Origin of the sequence: Methanothermococcus jasoni, from assembly GCF_049075655.1 — an archaeon.
Taxonomy (GTDB): domain Archaea; phylum AGJL01; class Methanococci; order Methanococcales; family Methanococcaceae; genus Methanofervidicoccus.
In genome coordinates this window covers 681809-707906 of record NZ_CP157522.1, presented here as the reverse complement: position 1 = coordinate 707906, position 26098 = coordinate 681809, and the positions used below count along the sequence as shown (strand labels likewise).

Annotated in this window: 17 protein-coding genes, 1 tRNA gene and 2 rRNA genes; 9 read left to right on the top strand and 11 right to left on the bottom strand. The window is 37.2% G+C overall.

Annotation, left to right across the window (positions count from 1 at the left end):
* Positions 1-10: 10 nt before the first annotated feature.
* The 6 genes from cobS to ilvC all read right to left on the bottom strand — a co-directional run bounded on the left by cobS (position 11) and on the right by ilvC (position 5716).
* Entirely contained in the window at positions 11-808 is a 798-nt protein-coding gene (gene cobS, locus Mjas_RS03640) for an adenosylcobinamide-GDP ribazoletransferase (RefSeq protein ID WP_421078409.1), read from the bottom strand.
* Between the two features lie 10 nt (positions 809-818).
* Positions 819-1499: a TIGR02253 family HAD-type hydrolase gene (locus tag Mjas_RS03635; protein WP_421078408.1), complete on the bottom strand. Its 681-nt coding sequence runs from the start codon at positions 1497-1499 to the stop codon at positions 819-821.
* 372 nt (positions 1500-1871) lie between these two features.
* Positions 1872-2153, bottom strand: a complete 282-nt coding sequence (locus tag Mjas_RS03630; protein WP_421078407.1) for an energy-converting hydrogenase B subunit P — start codon at positions 2151-2153, stop codon at positions 1872-1874.
* Positions 2154-2248: 95 nt separating this feature from the next.
* Entirely contained in the window at positions 2249-3757 is a 1509-nt protein-coding gene (locus Mjas_RS03625) for a phosphoadenosine phosphosulfate reductase family protein (RefSeq protein ID WP_421078406.1), read from the bottom strand.
* 45 nt (positions 3758-3802) lie between these two features.
* Positions 3803-4630 (bottom strand): sulfite exporter TauE/SafE family protein, encoded by an 828-nt coding sequence (locus tag Mjas_RS03620; protein WP_421078405.1) that lies wholly within the window; start codon positions 4628-4630, stop codon positions 3803-3805.
* Positions 4631-4723: 93 nt separating this feature from the next.
* On the bottom strand, positions 4724-5716 hold the full coding sequence (ilvC, locus tag Mjas_RS03615; protein WP_421078404.1) for a ketol-acid reductoisomerase: 993 nt from the start codon (positions 5714-5716) through the stop codon (positions 4724-4726).
* A 433-nt stretch (positions 5717-6149) separates the two neighbouring features.
* On the opposite strand from ilvC, the gene cdhA reads away from it, so the two are divergent.
* From cdhA to cdhC, 5 genes are all read left to right on the top strand, one after another.
* Positions 6150-8474, top strand: a complete 2325-nt coding sequence (gene cdhA, locus Mjas_RS03610; RefSeq protein ID WP_421078403.1) for a CO dehydrogenase/acetyl-CoA synthase complex subunit alpha — start codon at positions 6150-6152, stop codon at positions 8472-8474.
* A 34-nt stretch (positions 8475-8508) separates the two neighbouring features.
* Positions 8509-8943 carry a carbon monoxide dehydrogenase beta subunit family protein gene (locus Mjas_RS03605; protein ID WP_421078402.1) on the top strand — a complete coding sequence of 145 codons (435 nt, stop codon included), beginning with the start codon at positions 8509-8511 and terminating at the stop codon, positions 8941-8943.
* 8 nt (positions 8944-8951) lie between these two features.
* The gene (locus tag Mjas_RS03600; RefSeq protein WP_421078401.1) at positions 8952-9407 is read left to right on the top strand and encodes a 4Fe-4S dicluster domain-containing protein; all 456 of its coding nucleotides are present in this window, start codon (positions 8952-8954) and stop codon (positions 9405-9407) included.
* A gap of 226 nt (positions 9408-9633) precedes the next feature.
* Entirely contained in the window at positions 9634-11892 is a 2259-nt protein-coding gene (gene acsB / locus Mjas_RS03595) for an acetyl-CoA decarbonylase/synthase complex subunit alpha/beta (RefSeq protein ID WP_421078400.1), read from the top strand.
* Positions 11893-12105: 213 nt separating this feature from the next.
* Positions 12106-13521, top strand: coding sequence for a CO dehydrogenase/CO-methylating acetyl-CoA synthase complex subunit beta (gene cdhC / locus Mjas_RS03590; RefSeq protein WP_421078399.1), 1416 nt, complete (start codon positions 12106-12108; stop codon positions 13519-13521).
* Positions 13522-13868: 347 nt separating this feature from the next.
* On the opposite strand, the gene Mjas_RS03585 is transcribed toward cdhC, so the two are convergent.
* The 3 genes from Mjas_RS03585 to Mjas_RS03575 all read right to left on the bottom strand — a co-directional run bounded on the left by Mjas_RS03585 (position 13869) and on the right by Mjas_RS03575 (position 18533).
* Positions 13869-16848: ribosomal RNA gene (locus tag Mjas_RS03585) — 23S ribosomal RNA — on the bottom strand.
* Positions 16849-16942: 94 nt separating this feature from the next.
* Positions 16943-17015, bottom strand: a tRNA-Ala gene (locus Mjas_RS03580).
* A gap of 49 nt (positions 17016-17064) precedes the next feature.
* Positions 17065-18533: ribosomal RNA gene (locus Mjas_RS03575) — 16S ribosomal RNA — on the bottom strand.
* Together the 16S and 23S rRNA genes with 1 tRNA gene alongside form the textbook arrangement of a ribosomal RNA operon.
* A 233-nt stretch (positions 18534-18766) precedes the next feature.
* On the opposite strand from Mjas_RS03575, the gene Mjas_RS03570 reads away from it, so the two are divergent.
* Together Mjas_RS03570 and Mjas_RS03565 are read left to right on the top strand one after the other, a co-directional pair.
* Positions 18767-19045: a DUF2098 domain-containing protein gene (locus tag Mjas_RS03570; protein ID WP_421078398.1), complete on the top strand. Its 279-nt coding sequence runs from the start codon at positions 18767-18769 to the stop codon at positions 19043-19045.
* An 88-nt stretch (positions 19046-19133) separates the two neighbouring features.
* Positions 19134-20195 (top strand): TIGR03576 family pyridoxal phosphate-dependent enzyme, encoded by a 1062-nt coding sequence (locus tag Mjas_RS03565; RefSeq protein WP_421078397.1) that lies wholly within the window; start codon positions 19134-19136, stop codon positions 20193-20195.
* Positions 20196-20217: 22 nt separating this feature from the next.
* Here Mjas_RS03565 and argH read toward each other — a convergent pair whose 3' ends face one another.
* On the bottom strand, positions 20218-21681 hold the full coding sequence (gene argH / locus Mjas_RS03560; RefSeq protein WP_421078396.1) for an argininosuccinate lyase: 1464 nt from the start codon (positions 21679-21681) through the stop codon (positions 20218-20220).
* Positions 21682-21775: 94 nt separating this feature from the next.
* On the opposite strand from argH, the gene Mjas_RS03555 reads away from it, so the two are divergent.
* Both Mjas_RS03555 and Mjas_RS03550 read left to right on the top strand, forming a co-directional pair.
* On the top strand, positions 21776-22888 hold the full coding sequence (locus Mjas_RS03555) for a hypothetical protein (RefSeq protein ID WP_421078395.1): 1113 nt from the start codon (positions 21776-21778) through the stop codon (positions 22886-22888).
* A 51-nt stretch (positions 22889-22939) separates the two neighbouring features.
* On the top strand, positions 22940-24748 hold the full coding sequence (locus Mjas_RS03550) for a DNA-directed DNA polymerase II small subunit (protein ID WP_421078394.1): 1809 nt from the start codon (positions 22940-22942) through the stop codon (positions 24746-24748).
* A gap of 55 nt (positions 24749-24803) precedes the next feature.
* Here the strand turns inward: Mjas_RS03550 and Mjas_RS03545 are convergent, their stop codons facing one another.
* On the bottom strand, positions 24804-26081 hold the full coding sequence (locus Mjas_RS03545; protein ID WP_421078393.1) for a hypothetical protein: 1278 nt from the start codon (positions 26079-26081) through the stop codon (positions 24804-24806).
* Positions 26082-26098: the final 17 nt, after the last annotated feature.

Here is a 26098-nt window from a genome sequence, read left to right as displayed (position 1 = left end):
TAACTATAATTTAAATATTTAATGAGAATATAAGGACGATGAAAACCAAAGCCCTAGTTAGTTCATTGGATGCCCCTAAGACATCGCCTGTAACATATTTTAGATTTTTATTTGAATTCCATGCAATGAAAGTGCCAAAAAATACTGCAAATGTTGAGCACAACACCCCTATTTTTGGAATGCCCATTATAAATGATAGTATCATCAACAATAAATATCCCATGAATAAATGGTATTCATCGGTGTTTTTAACAAAATATCTACCTGTGCCGTCTTTTGATGGTATTCCACAGCATGCACAGGTTAAAAGCCCCAATCTTGAACAAGCCTCAACTAAAATAATAAATTTTACAAAAAGTAAAAAATCCGAATATGTTATTTCATATAGATGCCCTATTGACGCCACAGAGATGAGCTCCGTAAAAAATATAAACACAAATGCACCGACACCCATATATTTATCCTTCATTACATCCAACTTTTTTCTTGCACTTCCCATCACCATCCAGGCATCCCCATAATCCCCCAATCCATCAACATGATGGAACCCTTGAATATATAACATAATAAACAATACAAGAGCTCCTACAATAATGTTAGATTTAATTCCCAAATGATAAAATGGATATGATGCAATTGACCCAATAAATCCTATAAACATACCTATGAATATGATAAACACTAAATATTTTGACATCTCTTCGAAACCACTTTTAAAATTTCCCATAGGTATTCGAGTCATAAATGCCGTTAATCCTCTTATAGCATCTATTGCACTGTTTATTTTAATTAATACATCTTTGAACATAATTCCACGATTAGCTTTTTAAGTTTTTTACAATATCCACTACTTCCAGCAAATTATTTACTTCATAAACACATTCACCGCCTTCTACATCCCTGTATTTGCCTTTTAAGATTCTAATAGCACACATGCCAACTTTATTGGCGGGAATTATGTCCCTATCTATCCTATCACCCACATATACTGCTTCATCTGGATTTAAACCCATCTTTTTAATGCCGTATTCGAAGAATTCTACATTGGGTTTCCCAAGTCCAAACTCTTCTGATGTTACCACTTCATCGAAAAAATCCACTATGCCGAGCCGTATAAGTTTTTCCCATTGCTTTATTGTAATGCCATCAGTAATTACTCCCAATTTTAATCCCATTTTTTTTAGTGCTATAAGTGTCTTTATAGTATCTGGGTAAGGTCTTAGAAGAGCAAATTTAACATTGTGGTAGGTAATTATCCCCATAGTTATTATCTTTGGCTCGTAATGTCCCATAATTGCCTTTACAAGGTCATCAAAATGACGGTTATAATTTGAACCTTTCTGTTTTATTATTCTTTGAAGGATATTATATGCCTCTTCCTCTGTGGCATTTAATCCTGCATCTATCATCATTTTTATTGCCTCTCTCCGAGCTCGGTCTGCAAAGCTCGAAGAGTCGTAGAGTGTGTCGTCCAAATCAAATAACACTCCTTTTATCATAAAATCCACCATAAAACCTATAAGTTGTTATATATACATATTACATTAATTTATAATATATCTAATGTCGGCGGGAAGACCCCTCCCGTGAGGGAGGGGATGAAATCAGATGAAATGCTTCGCATTTCATTACTTTCCTTCGCTATTGCTCGGAAACCCGACGAAAAATATAAATACTATGTTATAATAGTATAATATGTCAATGGGCGAAAACCAAGTCCATTCTATACTATTTTCATGCACCTGCGGGAGGCGGGGGTGAGCCTGTGGAGAAGTGAGCCCCTACCTAGGTAGTTAATAACTACCGATGATGGCAAGCTCGTTCAGTGAAGCAGGAAGCCCCATCCGTAAGGGTGGGGTACTTCACATTAATTAAGCCCTTTTTACTCTCTCCTGAACCATTTTATACATTCCCACAAAATCATCTTCAACACTCACTGGAACAACGATTAAACCAAGATTCTTATGTCTCTCCACCCATTCATCATCATAGGCAGGCACATCTATCTTTATAGGTTCATCCGTTGGATTACCAACAATTACATTTCTATAAGGAAATGGTTTTGCCTCATCCTCACCATAAGGCTGGACAGTTTCCCTTATATATCCTCCAAGAGCCATTGTAAGTTTTGGAAGTAGAACCATTTTTGGCATTTTATCAACTCCTTTGACTGCTATTTATTATTTTGTTTATATCTTTTTCAGATGATATTTATAGGTTTTTAATTAAATTTAATTATAATTTAATTTTAACCTTTATCCTTCTTTCCGTATTTCCATCTCCAACCGCTTCTCACCCATTCATCATCTAAATTATTTCTTTTTGCATAATCTATTAAGAAATCTTCCCATCTTTTCCAGAGCTCAGGATATAATTTTTTAATTAATTCAATTTCTCCGAGCTCCATGGCAGGACACATATAGCATCCAACTCTATCAAAACATTTTTCATATAATTTATTATATGGTGCATTGTTTTTAAATAGGTAAATCCAAACATGCATGGCAGACCAGTTTAATATTGGGGCGGAAAGCATTTGTTTTTCAATATGGGGACTTTTCCAAATTCTTGGCTTTTTTGAACGGTTCATGGACTCGTATTTCCTTAAACCTACAAATGTTAAACAGCCATTAGGGTATCTATCGTTTATTATTTTTTCAAGGGGCTTCATTTTACATACTTCACTGCACCATCTGTAATCCCTTCCAGGGGGTCCGTATTCTTCAAGTTTTTCCCAAAAATCAGTTGATTCTGCTTTAATTATATTTATATTGTATCTTTCCTCAACATCGGATATATTTTTTAAAGTTTCTGGGAGCTCCAAATTTGTATCTGTAAATAAGACATCAAAATCAATATCTTCATTTTCAAATGCCTTCAATGCAAGTAAAAGCACCACAAGACTATCTTTACCTCCCGAATATGCAACAACTGGCGGTTTGTTTGTCCTTTCTTTTATTGTATTTCTCATAAATCCTACTGAATTGCTTTCAAATTTACTTATTGCATTTTCATTTGCTTCAATCATTTTTTTAATTGATTCTTCAAAATTCCCAGTTTCTTTTAAATAGTTTGCCTCTTTCGGTGTTTCGGCATGCCTGACCTTTGCCACCATACCTTTTTCTGAATTAACTATTTCGTTGTAGTCCATTCTCGCCCTTCCAACGCCTAAAACATTTATGTCTTTGAGATTGGTATTTTTTTCATGTTTATATTTTTCATAATTTTCATCTTTTTCTTCATTTTCATTCTCAACTAAAATAATTACATCGTCATTTTTTTCTATATCCTCTGATGCGTATATAACTCCCGGTCTTAGAACTGATGCATGTTTTTTTAGAATAAATGGAACCACATCCTTTTTTATAACAATTATTTTTTTATTACCTCCTATGTTTATTATCCTCCGAGCTCCTTCAACAGTAGGTATAATTGACCAGCTGTTTTTTTCTTCATCATACTTCAAAATCCCAAAAACAACTCCATCAAGTATTATTTCCTTCATGTAGTCCTTTCCGGGAATTTTATTTATGAGAATTATTTTATTTTTAAAAATATTGTCATTTACTCCAAATTGATTTTTTAATATATTATTAATCATAACAATATCTTCTTTAAATGCTGGTCTCGCATCAGCTGGTGGCGTTAATTTTACATCAAATGTATCATATCCACAGATTCCGCATTTTTTATCAAGAACTGGGACATTGCAGTTTTTACACCATTTTAAATGGATTTTTCCAAGTATTGTTTTCATGAGCTCACCATCATTATTTGTTATTTGTTATTCAGTAATTTTATCTTAAATTACCATCTTAATACCTACAATCATCAATATAATTGACAGTATGTTTCTTAAAATTTCCGATTTTGTTTTATAGGCGATTTTTGCTCCATATTTAGAGAATATCATGGCAATAGGAGCTACAATCAATCCAGCAAATAAAGAAACATACCCAATATTATATAAATTATAATCAAATGGATAGGGATTAATCATATATCCCAACAACCCCGTAAGTGAAATAATGGTCATCATGCCAAGGGATGTTCCAATTGCTGATTTTATCGGAAACTTTAAAAAAATATTTAAAAAGGGAACAACTATTATTCCGCCGCCTATTCCAAAAATAGATGATAAAAAACCAGTTAAAAAACCCATAATACCAACATTCTTATAATTAATGTTATGGCATGTATTGATTATATTGTTAATCATATCTAAATTATTCTTATCTTTAAAATTGCTGTATATTATATTTAATGAAATAAGAATTAAAAATATGCCAAATAATACTTTATGTAAATTTCCACTTAAATAATCTACAACTACCTTAACACCAACAATTGAACCTAATATACCAAATAATCCAAGGATTAATGAGTATTTCCAAATTACATTTTTGTTTAAACTATGTTTATGAGCTCCTGCAATTGAAGTTAAAAAAATTACAAACAAACTTGTTCCTACTGCCATTTTTACAGATATATCATCAGAAACCCCCATGAAGTCAAATAAATAGATTAATATTGGCACAAGTATAAAACCGCCGCCTATTCCCAATAAACCGGATATAAATCCAATGAACATTCCCAAAATAACCAGTGAAAGGATAATGATTAAGTCCATCATACCACTAAAAGTTAAAATTTAAAGTTTAAAAATTAATAATTAAAAAATAAATATATTTGGAATATATATTATTAATCGAATTTATTCGTCTTATTCGTCTTTTTCCAATCCACACATTTTTCTCAATTTTTTACCTGTTGTTTCAAGTAAATGCTCGCTTTCCAATCTTCTCATAGCATTTAAGTGAGCTCTACCACTTATGTTTTCCAATGCCCACTCTCTTGCAAATCTTCCATCCTGTATTTCTTTTAAGATTTCTCTCATTGCTTTTCTTGATTCTTCGTTTATTATTCTTTCTCTTCTGCTTAATCCACCGTATTCTGCGGTGTTTGAAACATCATGCCACATTCCAGCAAGTCCTTTTTGGTATATCAAATCAACGATTAATTTTAACTCGTTGCATGTTTCAAAGTATGCCATCTCTGGTGAGTATCCTGCTTCAACAAGTGTGTCGAATCCTGCCTTTATGAGCTCTGTTACTCCACCACACAATACAGCCTGTTCTCCAAATAGGTCTGTTTCTGTTTCTTCTCTGAATGTTGTTTTAATTACTCCTGCTCTTGTTAAACCTTCTGCCTTGGCCATTCCAAGAGCTATATCTAATGCATCTCCTGTTTCGTCCTTTTCAACACATACTAAACCTGGAACACCGAAACCTTCTTCGTATGTTTTTCTAACCATAGCACCTGGGGATTTTGGAGCAACCATAATTACATTTACTCCTTTTGGTGGAACAATGTATCCGTAGTGTATGTTGTATCCGTGTGAAAATCCTAATGTTTTTCCTTCTTTTAAGTATGGTTTTATCTGTTTTTCATAAACTTCTGCCTGAACTTCATCAGGTATGAGTATGTGTATTATGTCTGCCTTTTCTGCGGCTTCTTCTACTGTCATTACTGTGTGTCCATCTGCTTTTGCCTTTTCCCATGAAGCTCCGTTTGGTCTTAAACCTACTATCACATTTAAACCGCTGTCCTTCATGTTCAATGACTGAGCTCTACCTTGGCTACCATATCCTATTACTGCTATTGTTTTATCCTTTACAGCATCAAAATTTGTATCTTCGTCATAATATACTTTCATTTTTTCACCTCAAAATTTGTTATAGTTTATTGTTTTTAAATATATATTGTTTTTTATTGTTTTTATTATTATTTTTATTCTTACCACATCTTTATAATCAATGTTATTTAGTTTTTTCATTTATTTATTGCTATGTATTATATAAATACAACTAATATCGTCATTTACCGAAATAAAATTTGCAAGATAGGCCCATAATTCCAATAAAAACCACGAAGATTAAATATTAATGGCAGATATGGCATAAAAAACGTTTAATCATCTTTTAAGTAATTTTACAGCCTGACGATTATATAATTTTTAGTAATACTATTTTTTTATAAAATAATAAAAAGGTATATATATCTTATTTATGTGTAAATTATAATGATTAATAATGATAATTAACTAGTATCCATTGTAATATTGATATAATTCTTATTTTGGTGGAATCATGAAAATTGAAGGAGATATAAAAAAAATAGTATCGCCAGTGCTTAAATCCAAAAACTTAAAAATAACCGGCAGTATAAAAATAGGGGATTATAAAGAGACCGACGAAGAGTGGGAGCCTATGGGGCCCACCCCTAAACCAAAAGTGCCTGATTTGAGAAAATGGGATTTCAAACTTTTAAAAAGATATCCTCCATTTTACATGCCAATCTGCGATATGTGCTGTCTATGTACCTTTGGAAAGTGTGATTTAAGCAGGGGGAAAAAGGGAGCTTGTGGTCTCAATATAAAAGCACAGCAGGCAAGAATTGTATTAATAGCATGCTGCATAGGGGCTGCATGCCATGCTGGACATAGTAGGCATGTTGTGCATACATTGATAGAAAGATTCGGAAAAGATTATCCAATAGACCTGGGGAACAGTATAGATGTAGAGGCACCAATTACAAGAACGGTAATGGGGATAAAACCAAAAACTCTCGGAGATTTGGAAAAGGTATTGGATTACTGTGAAGAGCAGATTACACATTTACTTTCAGCTACACACACAGGTCAAGAGGGGAGCTATTTAGATTTCGAAAGTAAAGCCATGCACGCTGGAATGATAGATGATTTGGCAAGAGAAATTGGAGACATTGCCCAGATTGTTGGATTCAACATGCCAAAAGGGGACATAGATGCACCATTAATTGAGATGGGGCTTAAATGTGTTGATAAAAGCAAATCTGTAATTTTATGTATCGGACATAATGTTGTTCCCGGTGCTGAAATAATGGATTATATTGAAGATAATAATTTAGAAAACGAAATAGATGTATGCGGGATATGCTGCACCGCAATAGATGTCAGTAGATACAACGACAGGGCAAAGGTCATAGGACCTCTTTCAAGACAGTTGATGTTTATTAGAAGTGGAGTTGCAGATGTTGTAGTGGTGGATGAGCAGTGCATAAGAACGGATATTCTTGAAGAGGCTGTAAATACTGGTGCTGTTCTAATAGCCACAAATGAAAAAATGTGCTTAGGATTGGAAGATTTATCCCATTTAGATGAAGATGAGATAATAAGTAGAATATTAAGAGATAGAGCTGGATTAATACTTGACGAACATAAAGTTGGAAAGGTAGCTGTTGAACTGGCAAAAATCATTTCAAAAGAAAGAAAAGATATAAAAGAAAAATGCCTACCTACCTTGGATGAGGTAAGAGCTCTTGCAAACCAATGTACAGAATGTGGATGGTGCGATAGAGTATGTCCAAACTCATTTGAGGTAATGAATGCAATGATAGGGGCAAAGGAAGGAAACTTCGATAAATTCATAGAGTTGTATGAAAAATGTTATGGCTGTGGAAGGTGTGAATGCGAATGTGAAAGAAAGCTTCCAATAGTATCCATGACAACAAAAGTTGGGGATTACTTCTTCAAAGATTTAAACTTTAAAATGAGAGCAGGTAGAGGTCCTATACAAGATGTTGAAATAAGAAATGTAGGAGCTCCGATTGTGTTTGGAGACATTCCTGGAATTGTTGCACTGGTAGGATGTTCTAACCATCCAAATGGTGAAGAAGAGGTTGCAATGATTGCAAAGGAATTTTTGGAGAGAAAATATATCGTTGTGGCAACAGGATGTGCGGCAATGGCGTTAGGAATGTGGAAAGATAAAGACGGAAAAACATTATATGACAAATATCCTGGGGAATTCAAAGCAGGCGGTCTTGTAAATTGTGGAAGCTGTTTAAGTAATTGCCACATTACAGGAGCTGCCATAAAAGTAGCCAATATATTCGCTAAACTTCCATTGAGAGGGAACTATGCTGAGGTTGCAGATTATATATTGAATAAGGTCGGAGCCGTTGGTATAGCATGGGGTGCTATGAGCCAAAAGGCTGCGGCAATTGCAACTGGTGTAAATAGATGGGGAATTCCTGTAATAGTTGGACCACATTCAACAAAATACAGAAGAATGTATTTAAGCGATGGAAATGATTTTGAAGTATATGATAAGAGAACCAAGGAAGTAATACCAGTAGAACCGGTGCCTGAGAACTTAATCACACCTGCTGAAAGTATGGAAGAATGTATATGCATGATTCCAAAATTGTGTATGAGGGCATCAGATGGTTCAAAAGGAAGAAGTATGAAAATATACCACTATGTGAGTGTTTATGAAAAATACTTTGGTTGCATGCCCCCTGATTTAGAAAAATTCGTTAGAACAGAGTCTGATATTCCATTTATGATAAAGGATAAAGTAATGGAATATTTGAAAGAAAAGAACTGGAAACCGAGAGAAAAAATACCAAAAGAACCGACATTGATTTACTAAATATCAATATTAATTATAATTTTTTGGTGAAACTATGATTGGAAAAACCACACCATATCAACCAACTGCTGGAACAAATTTAAATCATGCTGAGATTGTGAGCACAAAAATAGCTGTGAGCATGATTAAAAGGAGCAAAAACCCAATAATAATATTGGGGCCAAAGAAGGAGTGTAATGAATATTTAATGAACCTAAATATAAAAAAAATATACACTCCAAGGGATATGAATTTATTATCTGCTATAAAAAAGGTAATTGATGAGGGTCATGATTTAGTCATATTTTCAGATATTACCTATTACTACCTTGCTCAGGCAATCACTCACTTAAAGCATTTTTCAAAATGCACAACTTTAACATTGGATAGATATTACCATCCAAATGCCCACTATTCCTTTCCAAATATGGAAACAAACGAACATATTGAAGCACTTAAAAGATTGGTTATGCTTGTTAATACCCCTTAGGTGAGATTATGAATCCAAAACTGGTAGTTCTTGACCCTTCAAAATGCACAAATTGTGATGACTGTATAAATAAATGTAAAGAAATTCACGGAGTTAGTAGAGTAAAAAAAGCAGGAAATGTTCCAATATTCTGCATGCAGTGTGAAAGTGCCCCTTGTATGAACATTTGCCCAGTAAATGCAATATACTTAAAAGAAAATATCCCTATTGTAAATAAAGAAAGATGTATAGGATGCGGAATGTGTGAAATTGCCTGCCCTATTGGAGCAATATATATTGAGGAAATGGTGGCACATAAATGCACATTGTGTTTAGATGCTGACAGAATCACCCCTGCATGTGTAGAGGCATGTAAGGATAATGCTTTAAAATTAATCTGCGATGAGTGCCTTGATATGATTAAAGATGCCCGAAGAAAAAAACTGATAAAAATAATATCAGAAGAATGGAGAGATGAAGTTTAAATTAATTTCTAATAATATTATGATATGAGCTCCTGTATATTATTTATCCTGTATATTATTTTTTAATATATTAACATAATAGTATATTTTTTTATTAAATATTCTTATTATTTTATTTTATTTATTAAACAATTATTTATATTATTTTTTAGGATTTTTAAATGACTATTCGATTTTATATTGTTCAGTAAATAATTTTCATATATTTGCATAAATTGGTGAAATGATGGTAGTTGAAAATATAATATCTGGCGGAAAGGCAGTGTTAAATTTAACCAAAGAACTTTTAGCTGATAAGGAAAACAGAAAAGTTGGATATCCCACAACAAATTACAATCTTCCAATAATATATGGTTTATTGGGTAAAAAAATTGAGAATGTTGAACAGTTGAGGGAATTAATTAATTCTCTTGAAATTAGTGAAGAGCTCACATTGGATAATGCCCTTGATGTAGGGGTTAAAACATTATTATGTGCTGAGGCTATTGAGGGATTAAAATATGCAGAAAATGAAAATCCATACGGAGCTCCCTATGTAGGATTTATTCCAGATGAGGTTTTAAGAGATTTGGGGGTTCCACTTGTCGAAGGAAAAATTCCAGCAATACTTGTGGTTATCGGTAAAGTGGGTGATGAGGAAAAATTAAAAAAATTAATTGAAGATATTCAAAAAAGAAATATATTGGGGTTATTTATTGGAGACATTGTTAAAGAAATGGAAGAGGCTGGAATAGAATTTGGATTGGATAAACTCCTTGTTCCAGTTGGTGATGGCATTACATCTGCAATACATGCCGCAAACCTTGCAATAAGAGCTCCCCTTATATACGGTGGCATTGAGCCAGGTAAAACTGAAGAAATCATTGAATATATTACAAACAGAGTTCCTGCTGTTGTAGTCGCATTGGGTCCTGTTGATGATATTACCCTTGCCGCAGGTGCGGGCTGTATAAAAGCAGGAGTTCCAGTAATTACAAACAATCCTGTGCCTGAAATAAAAGGTGCATTGGAGAGCTCAGATATAGAAAATATTGTAGAAAATGCTTTGAAGATGAAAGGAATCGAGGTTAAAGTTGCGGAATTTGATGTGCCTGTTTCAGTGGGCCCAATGAACGAAGGGGAAAGAGTTAGAGGACCAGATATGCAGGTAGAATTGGCTGGTCCAAAATCCTACGGTTGTGAAATTGTTCTTGTCAATGAAAATGCAGAGGATGGCGTTGAAATCATTGGGAAGGATATTGATGAAATAGAAGCAGGTAGCAGAATACCATTTGCAATAGTGGTTGAAGTAAGTGGAGAAGGGCTTGAAGAAGATATTGAAGGAGTTTTAGAAAGAAGAGTGCATGAATTTTTAAACTACATAGAAGGAGTTATGCACTTAAACCAGAGAGACCAAGTTTGGATTAGAATTAATAAAGATTCTTACAGCAAAGGATTAAGATTGAAACACATCGGAGAGGTTGTAAGAACTCTATTTAAGGGGCACTTCCCAATAATTAAAAACTGCAATGTAAAAATTATTACCGAACCTGAAAAGGTTAAAGAAGCTATTGAAATGGCACAGGTTAGGTATAAGGAAAGAGATGCAAGAGCTCGGGCACTAAGTGAAGATGATGTGGATACATTTTACGGATGTGTAATGTGTCAGAGCTTTGCACCAAGCCACGTATGTGTGATTACACCAGACAGAACATCACTTTGTGGTAGTATAAGCTATTTTGATGCAAGAGCTGCGGCTAAGATGGACCCTGAGGGACCAATATTTGAAGTTCCAAAAGGGGAATGTTTAGATGAAAAACTTGGAATATATGAGGGCGTTAATAAAGTTGCTCAGGAAAGGTCAGGCGGTGCTATTGAAGAATTTGCGCTCCATAGTGCCATGGAAAAACCATGCACATCCTGTGGTTGTTTTGAGGCAATTGTATTTTACATACCTGATGTGGATGGATTTGGTGTGGTCCATAGACACTTTAAGGGAGAAACTCCATATGGTCTCCCATTCTCTGCAATTGCTGGACAGTGCAGTGGTGGAAAGCAGGTAGAAGGATTTGTAGGAATAGCCATTGAATACATGAGGTCTCCAAGATTCTTAAAAGGAGATGGAGGATGGGATAAAATCGTTTGGCTTCCAGAGGAATTAAAAGAGAAAGTTAATGATGCAATTCCAGAAGAATTAAGGGATAAAATAGCAACAGAAAAGGATGTTTCAAATACAGAAGAACTTGCAAAATTCTTGATGGATAAAAAACATCCTGTAATGGAAAAAATTGGAGAAATTAATGCAACAGTTGAAGATATGGAGAAGGAAGAAAAACCTGTTGATACACCAGTCGAATCTGAAATAACCATTCCTACAATAAGCCTACCTGCTGGATTTGGAGGGCTTCCACCAAATGTAAAAATAATACTGAAAAATGTAGTAATAAAAGCAGAAGAGCTAATAATTACAAGAGAAGACCTTGGAAAATCCAAATCTAAAAAATAGAATACACAATATCTATTATTTTATAACATTAATTTTTAATTTTTTATAAATACTAATTTATTTTATATTAATCTGAGCTCTTTTAGTTTATTTACAGTGGTAATACAATTTTTAATTTTTTTCACAATAAGGTATATATATCTATATATTAAATATTTAAATTATAATGATTAATAATGATAATTTTAATATTGTATTGACAATGGTGAAAAAATGGCTGAAAATATAGAAATTCCTGTTTCGGTAGGTCCAATGAACGAAGGGGAGAGAGTCAGAGGACCTGACATGTTTGCTGAATTGGCGGGCCCCAAATCTTATGGTTTTGAATTGGTCAGGGTTGTAGATAATGCTTCTGATAAAATCCATGTCATAGGGAAGGAGCTCGACGAAATGGAAGAAGGCAGTAGAACACCATTCGCAGTAATAGTTAATGTTGGTGGAGAATCCTTAGAAGAAGATTTAGAAGGAGTTTTAGAAAGAAGAATTCATGAAATATTTAACTATATAGAAGGAGTTATGCACTTAAACCAGAGAGATAGCGTTTGGATTAGAATTAATAAAGATTCCGCAGAAAAAGGTTTGAAATTAAAACATATTGGTAAGGTAATTCAAGACATATATAAAGCAGAATTTCCATTTATCAAACACGTTGAGGTTAAATTAATAACTGAACCAGATGTAGTCAAGGATGAGCTCGAAAAAGCAAGAGAAATATATGCTAAAAGAGACGAAAAAACAAAAAATTTACATGAAGAAGATGTTGATGTATTCTATGGATGTATTATGTGTCAGAGTTTTGCTCCAACGCATGTCTGTGTGATTACACCAGATAAGCCTGCATTATGTGGTGGAATAAATTATTTCGATGCAAGGGCAGCATCTAAAATTGACCCTGAGGGTCCAATATTTGAAATCCCAAAAGGAAATTGTTTAGATGAAAATAAGGGTATATATGATGCAGTAAATGATGTAATTTACGAGAGGTCCCAGGGGGCCATTGAGGCGATGACATTACACAGTGTTATGGATAGACCTTCGACATCTTGTGGTTGTTTTGAGGCAATTACCTTCTATATTCCAGAAGTTGATGGGTTTGGAATAGTGGATAGAAGTTATAAAGGAGAAACACCAATCGGAGTTCCATTCTCAGCACTTGCTGGTCAATGTAGTGGAGGAAGACAGGTTGAGGGATTCTGTGGTATGAGTATATCATATATGAAATCCCCTAAATTCTTCCAAGCAGATGGAGGTTGGAAAAGAGTTGTCTGGTTGCCTAAGGAATTAAAGGAGAAAGTAAAAGACGGAATTTTAGAAGAAATGATTGATAAAATAGCAACAGAAGAAGACGTATCAAACATAACTGAGTTGCAGGAGTTCTTAAAAAATAAAAACCACCCTGTTGTTGAAAACTGGGGAAGTATGGAAGAAGAAGTTGGAACGGATGAAGAAGAAGTTGAAAGAGAAGAATTATACGGAGATGAAGAAACCGAAATGTCTGTTTCTACTATGAACTTACCTACTGGATTTGGAGGGCTTCCACATAATGTAAAAATAATATTAAAAAATGCCACTATTAAAGCGGAAAAAATAATAATTATGAGAGAAACTGAAAAGCCTAAGAAAAAATAAAATATTTATCTTTTTTTCTTTTTTATCTATTTTTCTTCTTTTTTTTAAAATTTTCAATAATAATATCTCATGATGCTGATTATTAGAATTTTATAAATTCCTTTCTTCTAAGTTTTAAAATTCAAAATTATGAATATAAAATAATTATTGTAGCTAAACTATTTCTTCAAAATAGAATCATACAAAATTTATAGGAGCTCCGTTGTATTTAAACTTTAATCTAAATATATATGCTGTTAAAATAGATATATTATAAATTCGTATATTAATATATATGGATTATATGTTTAAAAAAAATATATTTTTCCCCGATGCATAAGCCCCTATATCTTTAAGTGTCCAAGTATCCCAAATATCCCTCGGGCGGTTAGTACTAGCGAACTAAACACCTCGGGCGAACCCTTGGTGCTTACATCCCTAGCCTATCAAACCCGTCTTCTACGGGAACCCTCGTCCCCGAAGGGACTGGCTGCCTGTTTTCAGGATGGGTTTCGGGCTTAGATGCTTTCAGCCCTTATCCCTTGGTGCGTGGCTGCTCGGCAATGCCCTGTCGGACAACCGATAGACTAGAGGCACCGGCGGTTCGTTCCTCTCGTACTAGAACCACCTTTCCCTCAGGCAGCCAACACCTCCAGCAGATAGCAACCAACCTGTCTCACGACGGTCTAAACCCAGCTCATGATCCCCTTTAATGGGCGAACAGCCCCACCCTTGGATCCTGCTGCAGATCCAGGATGGGAAAAACCGACATCGAGGTAGCAAGCCGCGGGGTCGATATGGGCTCTTGCCCGCGACAACTCTGTTATCCCCGGGGTAGCTTTTCTGTCATCCCTGGCCCCCATCGGTGAGGCACAGGGGTTCGTTAGGCCCGGCTTTCGCCTCTTGGTTGCGTATTTTGGGCAACCAAGTCAGGCCGGCTTTTGCCCTTACACTCAACAGCGGAGTCCTGACCCGCCTGAGCCGACCTTTGGGCCCTCCTGATGCATTTTTAGGAGGGTACCGCCCCAGCCAAACTGCCCACCTACCGGTGTCCCCCTACTTGGGGTGAGGGACATGGTCATGGGAGGGTGGTGTCCCATGGTTGCCTCCACCTCCCCTGGCGAGGAGGTTTCGACGGCTCCCACCTACACTGTACACCCACAACCATGCCCCAACGGCAGGCTGCAGTAAAGCTCCACGGGGTCTTCGCTTCCCACTGGAGGTCTCCGGCCTTTGCACCGGAATGGTAGGTTCACCGGATTCCAGTCGGGGACAGTGGAGGTCTCGTTACGCCATTCATGCAGGTCGGAACTTACCCGACAAGGAATTTCGCTACCTTAAGAGGGTTATAGTTACCCCCGCCGTTTACTGGCGCTTCGCCCGGTTGTACCCGGGGTTCACGTACCAGCACTGGGCAGGCGTCGGCCTTAGTACACATCTTTTCAGACTAGCTAAGACCTATGTTTGTATTAAACAGTCGGACCTCCCTGGTCACTGCGACCAGCAACCCCACATATAAGTAAGGTCGCTGGCACCCCTTCTCCCGAAGTTACGGGGCCATTTTGCCGACTTCCCTCGACTGGATTCATCCGATACGCCTTAGGATACTCACCTAGGGGCACCTGTGTCGGTTCTGGGTACGGTCATCTAAAATCCATGCCAGTTCCCTTTTCACGGGCTCCAGAGCTCAGCCAAACCATCCTAACGGACAGCTCATCGTGCTTTCATCCGGTTCTCGTTATTACAACTCTCCCCGGACTTATACACTTGACTACCCAGACAAAGGTAGTTGGCCTACCCTGAAGCGTCAGAAACTGGCCTTGCGTTGCCGCGTGTATTTAGATGGCACAGGAATATTAACCTGTTTCCCTTTCCTTCCAAAGGAGTTACCTCGGAAGTTAGGACCGGCTTACCCACAGCTGACGAACATTGCTGTGGAACCCTTGCCCCTTCGGCGGTGGGGATTCTCACCCCACTTATGCTGTTACTACTACCGGGATCTTCATTTCTACGAGGTCCACCTGACTTCACAGCCAAGCTTCTGCCCTCGCAGAACGCCCCCCTACCGGATCACCTTTCGGTGCCCTCAGGTCTCGGTGGCCGATTTAGCCCCGTCCATTTTCGGGGCCCCTGACCTCGACAGGTGAGCTGTTACGCACTCTTTTAAGGATGGCTGCTTCTAAGCCAACCTCCCTGCTGTCTTAGGCCAAGGACGCCCTTCGTGTTCACACTTAACCGGCACTTAGGGACCTTAACCTGAGTCGCGGCTATTCCCGTCTCGGACATACAGCTTACCCGTATGCCCTTACTCAGAGGCTGCGGCGACGACAGGTTCGGAGTTTGACAGAATGGCGAGGGCTTTCGCCCCCTAACCACCCTATCAGTGCTCTACCCTGCCGTCTACCTAACCTCCGGCTAACCTTAGGGTTACTTCGGGGGGAACCAGCTATCTCCGGGCTCGATTGGCCTTTCACCCCTAGACCGAGGTCAGAAGAGTGCTTCGAACGGCAACACCTCTGCAGGCCTCCATCCCTCTGATGAGGGACTTCACCTTGCCCCGGCCTAGATCGCCCGGTTTCGGGTCGTATGGCTGTGACTCCGGGCCCTTAAGACCCCGTCCCTCGGCAAAGCCTGCGGACTTGTCGGTTTCCCTACGCCTCCGACCTTTAAGGTCTTAGGCTCGCCACAACCATACACTCCCCGGCCCGTTTTTCGAAACGGACGGCACAACCCTGGACTCTGCTCCTCGTACTACCCTTTTGCAAGGGGTTCCTTCGGAACAGTTGCCTTTGGGGCCATGCCATACTATCCCTATCTGGTTTCAGGCTCTTTTCACACCCGATTAAGGGTGCTTTTCAGCTTTCCCTCACGGTACTAGTACGCTATCGGTCTTGGAACGTATTTAGGGTTGGAAGTCGATGCCTCCCAAATTCCCGCGCGATATCCAACGCACGGTACTCAGGGACACCTCAAACCCAGGTTGGTTATACCTACGGGACTTTCACCCTCTATGGTGTGCCGTTCCAGGCAACTTCGGCATCCCTTCCTGAGTTTTGAAGAGGGCCCTACAACACCACATCTCCCTTGCGGGATTCAGTTTGCCCTGTTCCGCGTTCAGTCGCCCCTACTAACGGAATCCCTATTGGTTTCTTTTCCTGCGGGTACTAAGATGCTTCAATCCCCCGCGTTCCCGATCCTTACGGACCGCCCAAAAGGGCAGGAAGTCCCATTCGGAAATCCCATGTTCCACGACTGTATGCGCCTCGCATGGGCTTATCGCAGCTTACCACGTCCTTCATCGGCGTTCCAAGCCAAGCCATCCCCCAGATAGGATAATGGATATATGGGATACTTGGATATCACCAGATATAGGGGCTTATGCACAACCATCATCTTAAATCAGGTTTCAGTTCATAACCCGTGAGGATTATGAACCTCGTTATGGACCCGGCGGGATTTGAACCCACGGCCTCCGCCTTGCAAGGGCGGCGCTCTCCCAACTGAGCTACGGGCCCAATCCTCAGCCCGCAACCATTTAGTGCTTAGTAACGACCTTTTTTTCTTAGGAGGTGATCCAGCCGCAGGTTCCCCTACGGCTACCTTGTTACGACTTCACCCCCCTTGCTGAGCCCAGGTTCGACCCTAGCCAAAGGCTAGGGCCTCACCTCAACCCAACTCGGGTGGTGTGACGGGCGGTGTGTGCAAGGAGCAGGGACACATTCACCGCAGTATGTTGAACTGCGATTACTACGGATTCCAGCTTCACGTGGGCGAGTTACAGCCCACGATCCGAACTACGATTGGGTTTAGGAGATTTGCTTCCCCTTTCAGGGTCGCATCCCATTGTCCCAACCATTGTAGCCCGCGTGTAGCCCAGGGGATTCGGGGCATGCGGACCTATCGTTGCCCGCTCCTTCCTCTGGTTTAACACCAGCGGTCCCCTATGAGTGCCTTCTCCCCGGAGGAAGAAGTCGCAACATAGGGCACGGGTCTCGCTCGTTACCTGACTTAACAGGACGCCTCGCGGTACGAGCTGACGATGGCCATGCACCACCTCTCAGCGCTTCAGGTAAGGTCGTCAACCTGACCGTCATCATGCTGTCGCCCCTGGTGAGATGCCCGGCGTTGAATCCAATTAAACCGCAGGCTCCACCCGTTGTGGTGCTCCCCCGCCAATTCCTTTAAGTTTCAGTCTTGCGACCGTACTCCCCAGGCGGCGGACTTAATGGCTTCCCTTCGGCACCACCTGGGCCCAAGGCCCAGGTGACACCTAGTCCGCAGAGTTTACGGCCAGGACTACCCGGGTATCTAATCCGGTTCGCGCCCCTGGCTTTCGTCCCTCACCGTCGGACCCGTTCCAGACGAGTGCCTTCGCCATAGGTGGTCCTCCAGGGATCAACGCATTTCACCGCTACCCCTGGAGTACCCTCGTCCTCTCCCGGTCCCAAGTCCAGCAGTATCCCTGCCAGCCCTACGGTTAAGCCGTAGGATTTAAACAGGGACTTACTGGACCGGCTACGGACGCTTTAGGCCCAATAAGAGTGGCCACCACTCGGGCCGCCGGTGTTACCGCGGCTGCTGGCACCGGACTTGCCCAGCCCTTATTCCCCAAGCTGTTTACACTTGGGAAAAGCCTATGCTGTGCATAGGCACTTGGGGTCCCCCCATCGCACTTTCGTGCATTGTGGAGGTTTCGCGCCTGCTGCGCCCCGTAGGGCCTGGGGCCGTGTCTCAGTCCCCATCTCCGGGCTTCCTCTCTCAAGGCCCGTACCGATCGTAGGCTTGGTGGGCCATTACCCCACCAACTACCTAATCGGACGCAGCCCCATCCTCAGGCGGATGTCCTTTCAGGGAAGGATCATTCCAGACCTCTTCCCCTATGGGGTATTATCCTCAGTTTCCCAAGGTTATCCCCCACCTGAGGGTAGGTTAGCCACGTGTTACTGAGCCGTCCGCCATGGACCGAAGTCCATAGACTCGCATGGCTTAGTCGAACCCCAATAGCAGTGGCCTCCGGCGGGATCAACCGGAATTATTTGCTAAGCATAGCTTAGCAAATACTCTTTGGAGTCGGTCAAAAAGTTTTTGGAATTGACTCGGTCGTTACTAAGTATCACTTGGTTGCGGGCTTACATCAAACCTGAGCTCCTTTTCTCTCAGGCTATCATTGACTGCATAATATGATGGTGGTTTGGATGATGTATTGTTTTTAGGTTTGGAACAATATTATTTATTAAACCATATCGTATTATTAATTGGTGATATTATGGCATTTGACATAAACCATAAAGAAATTACAATAGGCTCTTATGTAAAATACATTAACACAGGAACCAAGGGCATTGTCAAAGACATAAAAAAAGAAGATAATACGGAATGGGTGCTATTAGACAATAATTTAATGTATAAACCAAATACATTAGAAATTATTGAATTTGAAGAGAAAAAAGAAAAAGAAATTGATGAGAAAGAAATAGAAGAAATACTCGAAAAAGAAAACATATCAGGTGTTGATACAAATGTAGATGCCTGTGGTGCAGGTTAATACCTTTTTTCTTATTAAATATTATTTTTACAATTTTTATCCTTCTACATTATATAATAGTTAAATCTTCCAATTTTTTGGTGATATTATGAAAAATATATCTGAATTAAATAGATTGGAAAAAGCCAGAGCATTAATACGGGGCGTCATAACGGAAAAAGGAAGAAAACATTTATACGACCTCACAGGCATTGCTGGGGGATTTGAAATTCCCAAAACAGATATGGAGCTCTTAGAAACATATGTTGGTCCGGCAATATTTTCAGAAAAATTAAACGAAGTGGGGGTTTTACACTTTGGAGGAGCTCCTACTATCCACAAAGCAGTAGGATTTAACAGGACATCTGCGGCAATATTCTCCACAATAATGGCACTATCAAATACTGTTAAAAATGTAATTCATTATGTTCCAAAAAAACCATCTCATCCATCAATCCCAAGAAGTTGCAAAATATTTAACCTCGACTACTTTGAAAGCGACGATGTGGATGAAATATTAAATAAGATAAATGAAAAAACCCTAACAATCATCACAGGAGCTACAATGGACCATAAAATTGTCGATTTAGAGGATTTGAAAAAAATAATATCTTGCTGTAATGAAAAAAATAGTATTGTATTCATAGATGATGCCTCTGGTGCAAGATTAAGATTATTATACAACCAGCCACCAGCACTTGAACTTAATGCAGATTTGGCAGTTACAAGCACTGATAAATTAATGAATGGTCCAAGGGCAGGCCTATTATGTGGAAAAAAAGAATTAGTTGATAAGATATACAATGAAGGTTTAAAATTTGGTTTAGAAGCTCAGGCACCAATTTTGGCTGCAATGATAAATGCACTAAAAAACTTTAAACTTGATAATTTAAAAGAGGCATTGAAAAGAGCAGAAAATATTGACTTAAATCCATTGGCCAATGCAGGTTTTGAATGTGAAAGAACCCCAACAGGATTTATTATCAAAAATCTTTCGGAAGACGAATATATCAATATCGCATTGAATATGCTTGAAAACTATGGAATAATCACAATTACGGCCGCAGGAATGCCAGGTGCAAGCAAAACATTAAGAATCGACTTTTGTTCAAAGGATGCTAAAAGAATATCTGATGAATATATTATTAATGCCATTATTGACTCAAAATAAAATGGTGAAAAAATTAATAATTTTATAAATTTAATAACTCTTTCTTAATTTTTTCAATCTTCCCAATCTTCTCATTTATTTCTTTTTCGTAATTGTTTATTCTATTTTTATAAGAATTTATCGCCCTTTCAACCTCCTCAGGTGCTGGACCTCCAATAACCTTTCTCATCTTTACATTTTCCATAGGATTAAGTGCCTTTTCTATCATCGATTTGTCGAGCTCTAAACCATATCTATCCAAAACCTCACCAATTACCTCATCCATATTTTTATTTCTTTCAATTGATATCCTTACAACCTCCCCAACAATTCCATGAGCTGTTCTAAATGGAATACCGCACTCCCTCACAAGAGTATCTGCGAGCTCCGTTGCTGTGGAGTAATTCTTTTCTGCCAGTTCTTTCATTCTATCAGTATTCACCTTCAATGTTGAAATCATTCCATCAACCATATTTATTGTATCAATGGTCGTATAGACGCTTTTCCATAAATGAGGGCTTATTTCTTGCAAATCTCTGTTGTATGTATTTGGAAGTGCCTTTAATATAGTTAAAACACTAATTAAATTTCCATTTAATGTTGATAACTTTGCCCTTGCAATCTCCGCAACATCAGGATTCTTTTTCTGTGGCATTATTGATGAGGTTGAAGTATATTCATTGGCTATCTCAATAGTTCCAAACTCATAGGTTGAAAACAGCACCATCTCTTCACAAATCTTTGATAAGTTTGTTCCCAACATTGACAGGCAGGACATTGTTTCCACTATGAAATCCCTTGCAGAAACTCCATCCATTGAATTTTCTATGATGTTATCAAATCCTAAAAGTTCCATTGTTCTTTTTCTATCTATGTCAAAACCTGTTGTTGCCATTGCCCCACATCCGAGTGGTGAAATGTTTATCCTCTTGTATGCATCCAATAACCTTAAAATGTCCCTTTCTATTGCTGAAACATAACTTAAAAGATGATGTGCATAAGTTGTCGGTTGTGCGTGTTGTAAATGGGTATATCCTATTGTAAGTGTCTCTTTATGCTTTTCTGCAAGTTTTAAAATGTTTTTTTCCATATTTATTAGCTGTTTTAGTATTTGAAGTATTTTTTCCCTAAGTGCCATTCTTAAATCTGTTGCAACCTCATCATTTCTACTTCTTCCCGTGTGCATCCTTCCTGCAACATCCTCACCAAGTTTTTTTATGAGCTCACTTTCAATTACCATGTGTATATCATCAAGGGAAGGGTCTAAATTTAAAGATTCCATTCCATTTTTAAAGATATTTATTAATTCCTTTATTATTTTGTTGCCATCTTCCTCTGAAATAATATTTTTTTCCATCAACATCTTTGTATGGGCAATATCGCAAAGTATGTCGCTTTCAAATATTTCTTTATCAAAACTTAGGCTTGTAGTATATAGCATCACATCCTCTTTTACGGAGTTCCCAAGTCGTCCTCTTCTTAAAATATTATTATCATTCATAAACATCACCGTAATTGTAATAAATATAAATAAATTATAAATAATAAAGCAGATGATAATTAGATACTACCATAGTAATATTATTTTTGGTGTAGTATTTATGTTTTGGGAAGAATTTGACGTGTTAAAAGATTTAAATTTTCTTGAAGAACTAACCAACCTCAATGTTAAATTGATAAAATATTTACTACAATATATATTCGAAGATGATAATTCATATTACGATTTCCTAAATAGAAACTTAGGCAGTCATAAAGACCCCGCAGACGCATTAATTAATCGTTTAACACTTATTATAATTGCTCATACTAAATATTATAATATTTACATTAAAAAATATTCCGAAAAAAATTACAAAAAAATTGCTTGCACAATACCCAACAAAATCAACGTCTGGGAATTCATAAATATCGCTTCTCAATCTAGAAATAACGATTTACATTTAGAAAGAATGTGGCTAGACAATGGTTATGTGCATCTGCCAAATAAAATGGCATCTAATGGAAAAACCATAAAAGAAACCTACGCCATAGAGCTCCTACGAGTTAAACTTAAAGAAATGGTTGAAAGAATAAGACTACATGAGCTCCCAAAAGAAGTAAAAAACAACGAAAAAATAAAAGAGATTATTAATTTTATAGGAAGTATTGTAAAGTTCGAAGGCGTCGAAGGCATTAAAATATCTGGATTCAAAGGCGACATTCCAAAGGAATGGCATCCACCATGTATTAGAGGAATATTGGACGACATACTAAGCGGCGGTTCTCCATCCCACTATGCAAGAAGAAGCTTTGTTGTATATTGGTTCTGTGCAAAATTTAATCCAAATTTAAGACCAATTGAAAATGGGGAACTGGTAAATATTGGTGCATTAGATATTGCAAAGGATGATGAAATAGAGAATTTTTTAAATGAAGTTGTAAGTATATTTAACACAGTGGGAGATTTTGATGTGGATAGGACAAAATACTATATAAGCCACAATATCGGCTATAAGGTAGCAACCCATATTACTCATTGTGAATACTGCAAGAACTGGAAGGAAGATGGCGGAAAGGGGCTTAGTTATTATTGCAAACCTGATAGTATTTGCAGAATGAGAAACGAGAATGGAAAACCTAAAATAATTCACCCCTTGGACTATTTATGCTATAATATAAATAAACATCAAAATAAAAAAGAAATAATAAAAGAAAAAGAAAAGGATAAATAAAATAAATAAAAACAAAAATAATATAAAAATTTAAAATTTATAAGGGAAACTATGATTAACGATTTTTTAGATATTGAAGTTTTACTATCGCCGAGCTCCTACAATAGGATTAAAAAAATCTCTGAAAATGAAAGAGATAATTTAATTAATAAAATTAAAGAATTTAAAGATATAAATAATAAATTTATACTGCTGGATGCCCATTTTTTAGACATTTTTTTAAATCATAGTTTGGACGAAATTAAAAAAAATTATGGAGATTTTGATTTTTTAGCATATTATAGTCCTGATGCTAATTTAGAAACTGACAATTTAAATAAATTTAAAAATAATACAGAAGAAGAAATTGATGCATCAGCAAAAAACCAAATCCTTGAAATTGAATCTAAATCCGAGTCTAAACCTGAACCTAAAAAAGAAATAAAGCACCAAATGCCTGCAAATATAGACGAAGATAAAATTGAAGAAATATTAAAATCCCAGTCAGAAGAATCAGAAAGATTAGATATATTGGAAAAGGAAAGAGAAAAACGACTTACCGAGATAAAATCCATAAGAAACAGCATAAACAAAAGAATAAACTATATATCCAAGGATATCGAAGCTAAAATTAAAGTATATGATGAATGGGACATATCTGGAAAATCCACATGTGAAGGAACCATTGATGACTTTGTAAAATATTTTAGGGATAGATATATTAAAATTAAGGCAATGATTGAAAGAAAAGTCAGTAGGAAAGCATACCCATTAAATAAAGTCTATAAACTTAAAAAAGAAAGTGATGTATTTGTTGTTGGTATTGTATCCGATGTGAGCTCCACAAAAAAAGGTCATAAAAGAGTAGAGATAGAAGATGAAAATACAAGTTTCACAGTAATTATGATGAAGGATAAAATTGCAAGCGGAGATTTGCCTGATGACATACTACTCGACGAGGTTGTGGGATTTAGTGGATTTATACCCGATAGTGGGAATGTAATGTTTGCAAACGAATGTATAAGACCAGATATTACACCAAAAAAACCAAGAAGTATCGACGAAAAAATATATACTGCATTTTTATCAGATATTCACGTTGGAAGCTATGAGTTTTTAGAGAAATCATTTAGAAAATTTATAGAATTTTTAAATGGAAATGTAAATAGTGGATTAGAGGAAAAAATAGCCAGTAGATTAAAATATATATCAATCGCCGGGGATTTAGTGGATGGTGTTGGTATATATCCTGGTCAAGAGTATGATTTATATGATGTGGATATTATATCTCAGTATAAAGAAATTGCAACATATTTTGAACAGATTCCTGAACACATCCATATAATAATATCCCCTGGAAACCACGATGCCCTTAGACCTGCTGAACCCCAGCCAATATTTCCTGAAAGAATTTTAAAGCTATTTGATGGATTGGATAACATCACATTTTTAAGCAATCCGGGATTTGCAAATGTTCATGGTTTGGATTTCTTACTATACCACGGTAGGAGCTTTGATGATGTAATAGGTCAGATTTCCTCGGCAAAATATACTGACCCAACATCCATTATGAAGGAGCTCCTAAAAAGAAGACACCTATGTCCAACCTATGGGGGAAGATGCCCAATTGCTCCTGAGCATGAGGATTATTTGGTAATACACAATGAGCCGGACATATTCCATACAGGACATATTCACATAAATGGACATGGTCTCTATAAAGGAACTGTGATGGTAAATAGTGGAACATTCCAAGAACAAACTGATTTCCAGAAAAAAATGGGTATCCATCCAACACCTGCAAGGATTCCAATATTGGACTTATCAAAAACTGGTAATCAATATATCGAATGGAATAATGGAAAAATAGAAGTCAAATAGTATTAAAAAGCACTAAAATAAAAAATAAAGAATATTGAATAGTTTTTATGTCTTATTATTTTATTTTATAATAGATTATTGAAGACATAAATGCTATTGTTAATATTATTGCAAATAATGGTATTGGGGTTTTTACAGGGGGGATTTCCTCTCCATTATTATTTGGAATTATTACGCCATCATACTGCACAATCATCTCTGCATGACGAATACCTACCCAATCATGACTATCTGGCTCAACCCTCATGGTTATGATTGTCGAATTACCAACGATAGTATCAATATCACTACCCGTAACTTCGAATGTCGTTATTGAATCCATATTATCATACGACGAATTACCAACCAAGTATCCCAATGATACATTATTTGCATATACCGGGACATAATTTGCCCTATCTACATCATGTGCCTGTATTACAAAGGTTATGGAGGTAATATTTTCAGTACTGGCTAACTCATGCGTCCATGTAATTGTATTTGGCACAGTATCTGAAATATCATCTTTCGAATCTATATATGTTGAATGAGTATTTGTTCCACTTTCGTATTCAACAGATAATGACGCGTTCCCAATTCCAACCCAGTCATTCTTATCAGGTACTACAAGTATACTGATAATTTTAGCTGTGTTATTGTTTGTAATAGCTATCAGGGTATCTTCATCGGATACTACGAATGAATTATATGACCATACATTGTTTCCTCCTGACAAATACCCTAATTTATGAGCATAATTTACATATACAGGGATATAATTTGCCCTATCTACATCATAAGCTTGCATTATAAATACCATCTTTGTAATTTTAGAATAATTATCAGGTAAATTATGTGTCCATGTAATCGGGTTATATGTTGTATCAGGATGCACTTCTTCCCGAGTATCATAATATACACCATTTAATACTGCCTCATCAACTACATATTCAATGGAGAGCTCCGATGTATCTACCCCTACCCAATCATCAGATTTAGACTCAACATATACAGTTAATGATGATGGATGAGTATCTGAAATTTGTTTTAAAGTATTTGCATCAGGGGTTAGTGTTGTGGTGTCCCATTGATTATTATATCCCCCATTTAAATAACCTATCTGTATCCCATTTATTGATACTGGGATATAATTTGACTTATCTACATCATAAGCCTTAATTTTAATTGTTAAAGAAGTAATATTTGTGCAATTGCTCGGTAATGTATGAACCCACGATATTTGGTATTTCGTAGTATCTGGATGTATGTTACTCAATGTATCTGAATAGAATTCCCCATTTACGCACACAATAGACCCAAACAGGCAAAGTATCAACAATAGAGTTTTATTCATATTACCACCAAATAGCA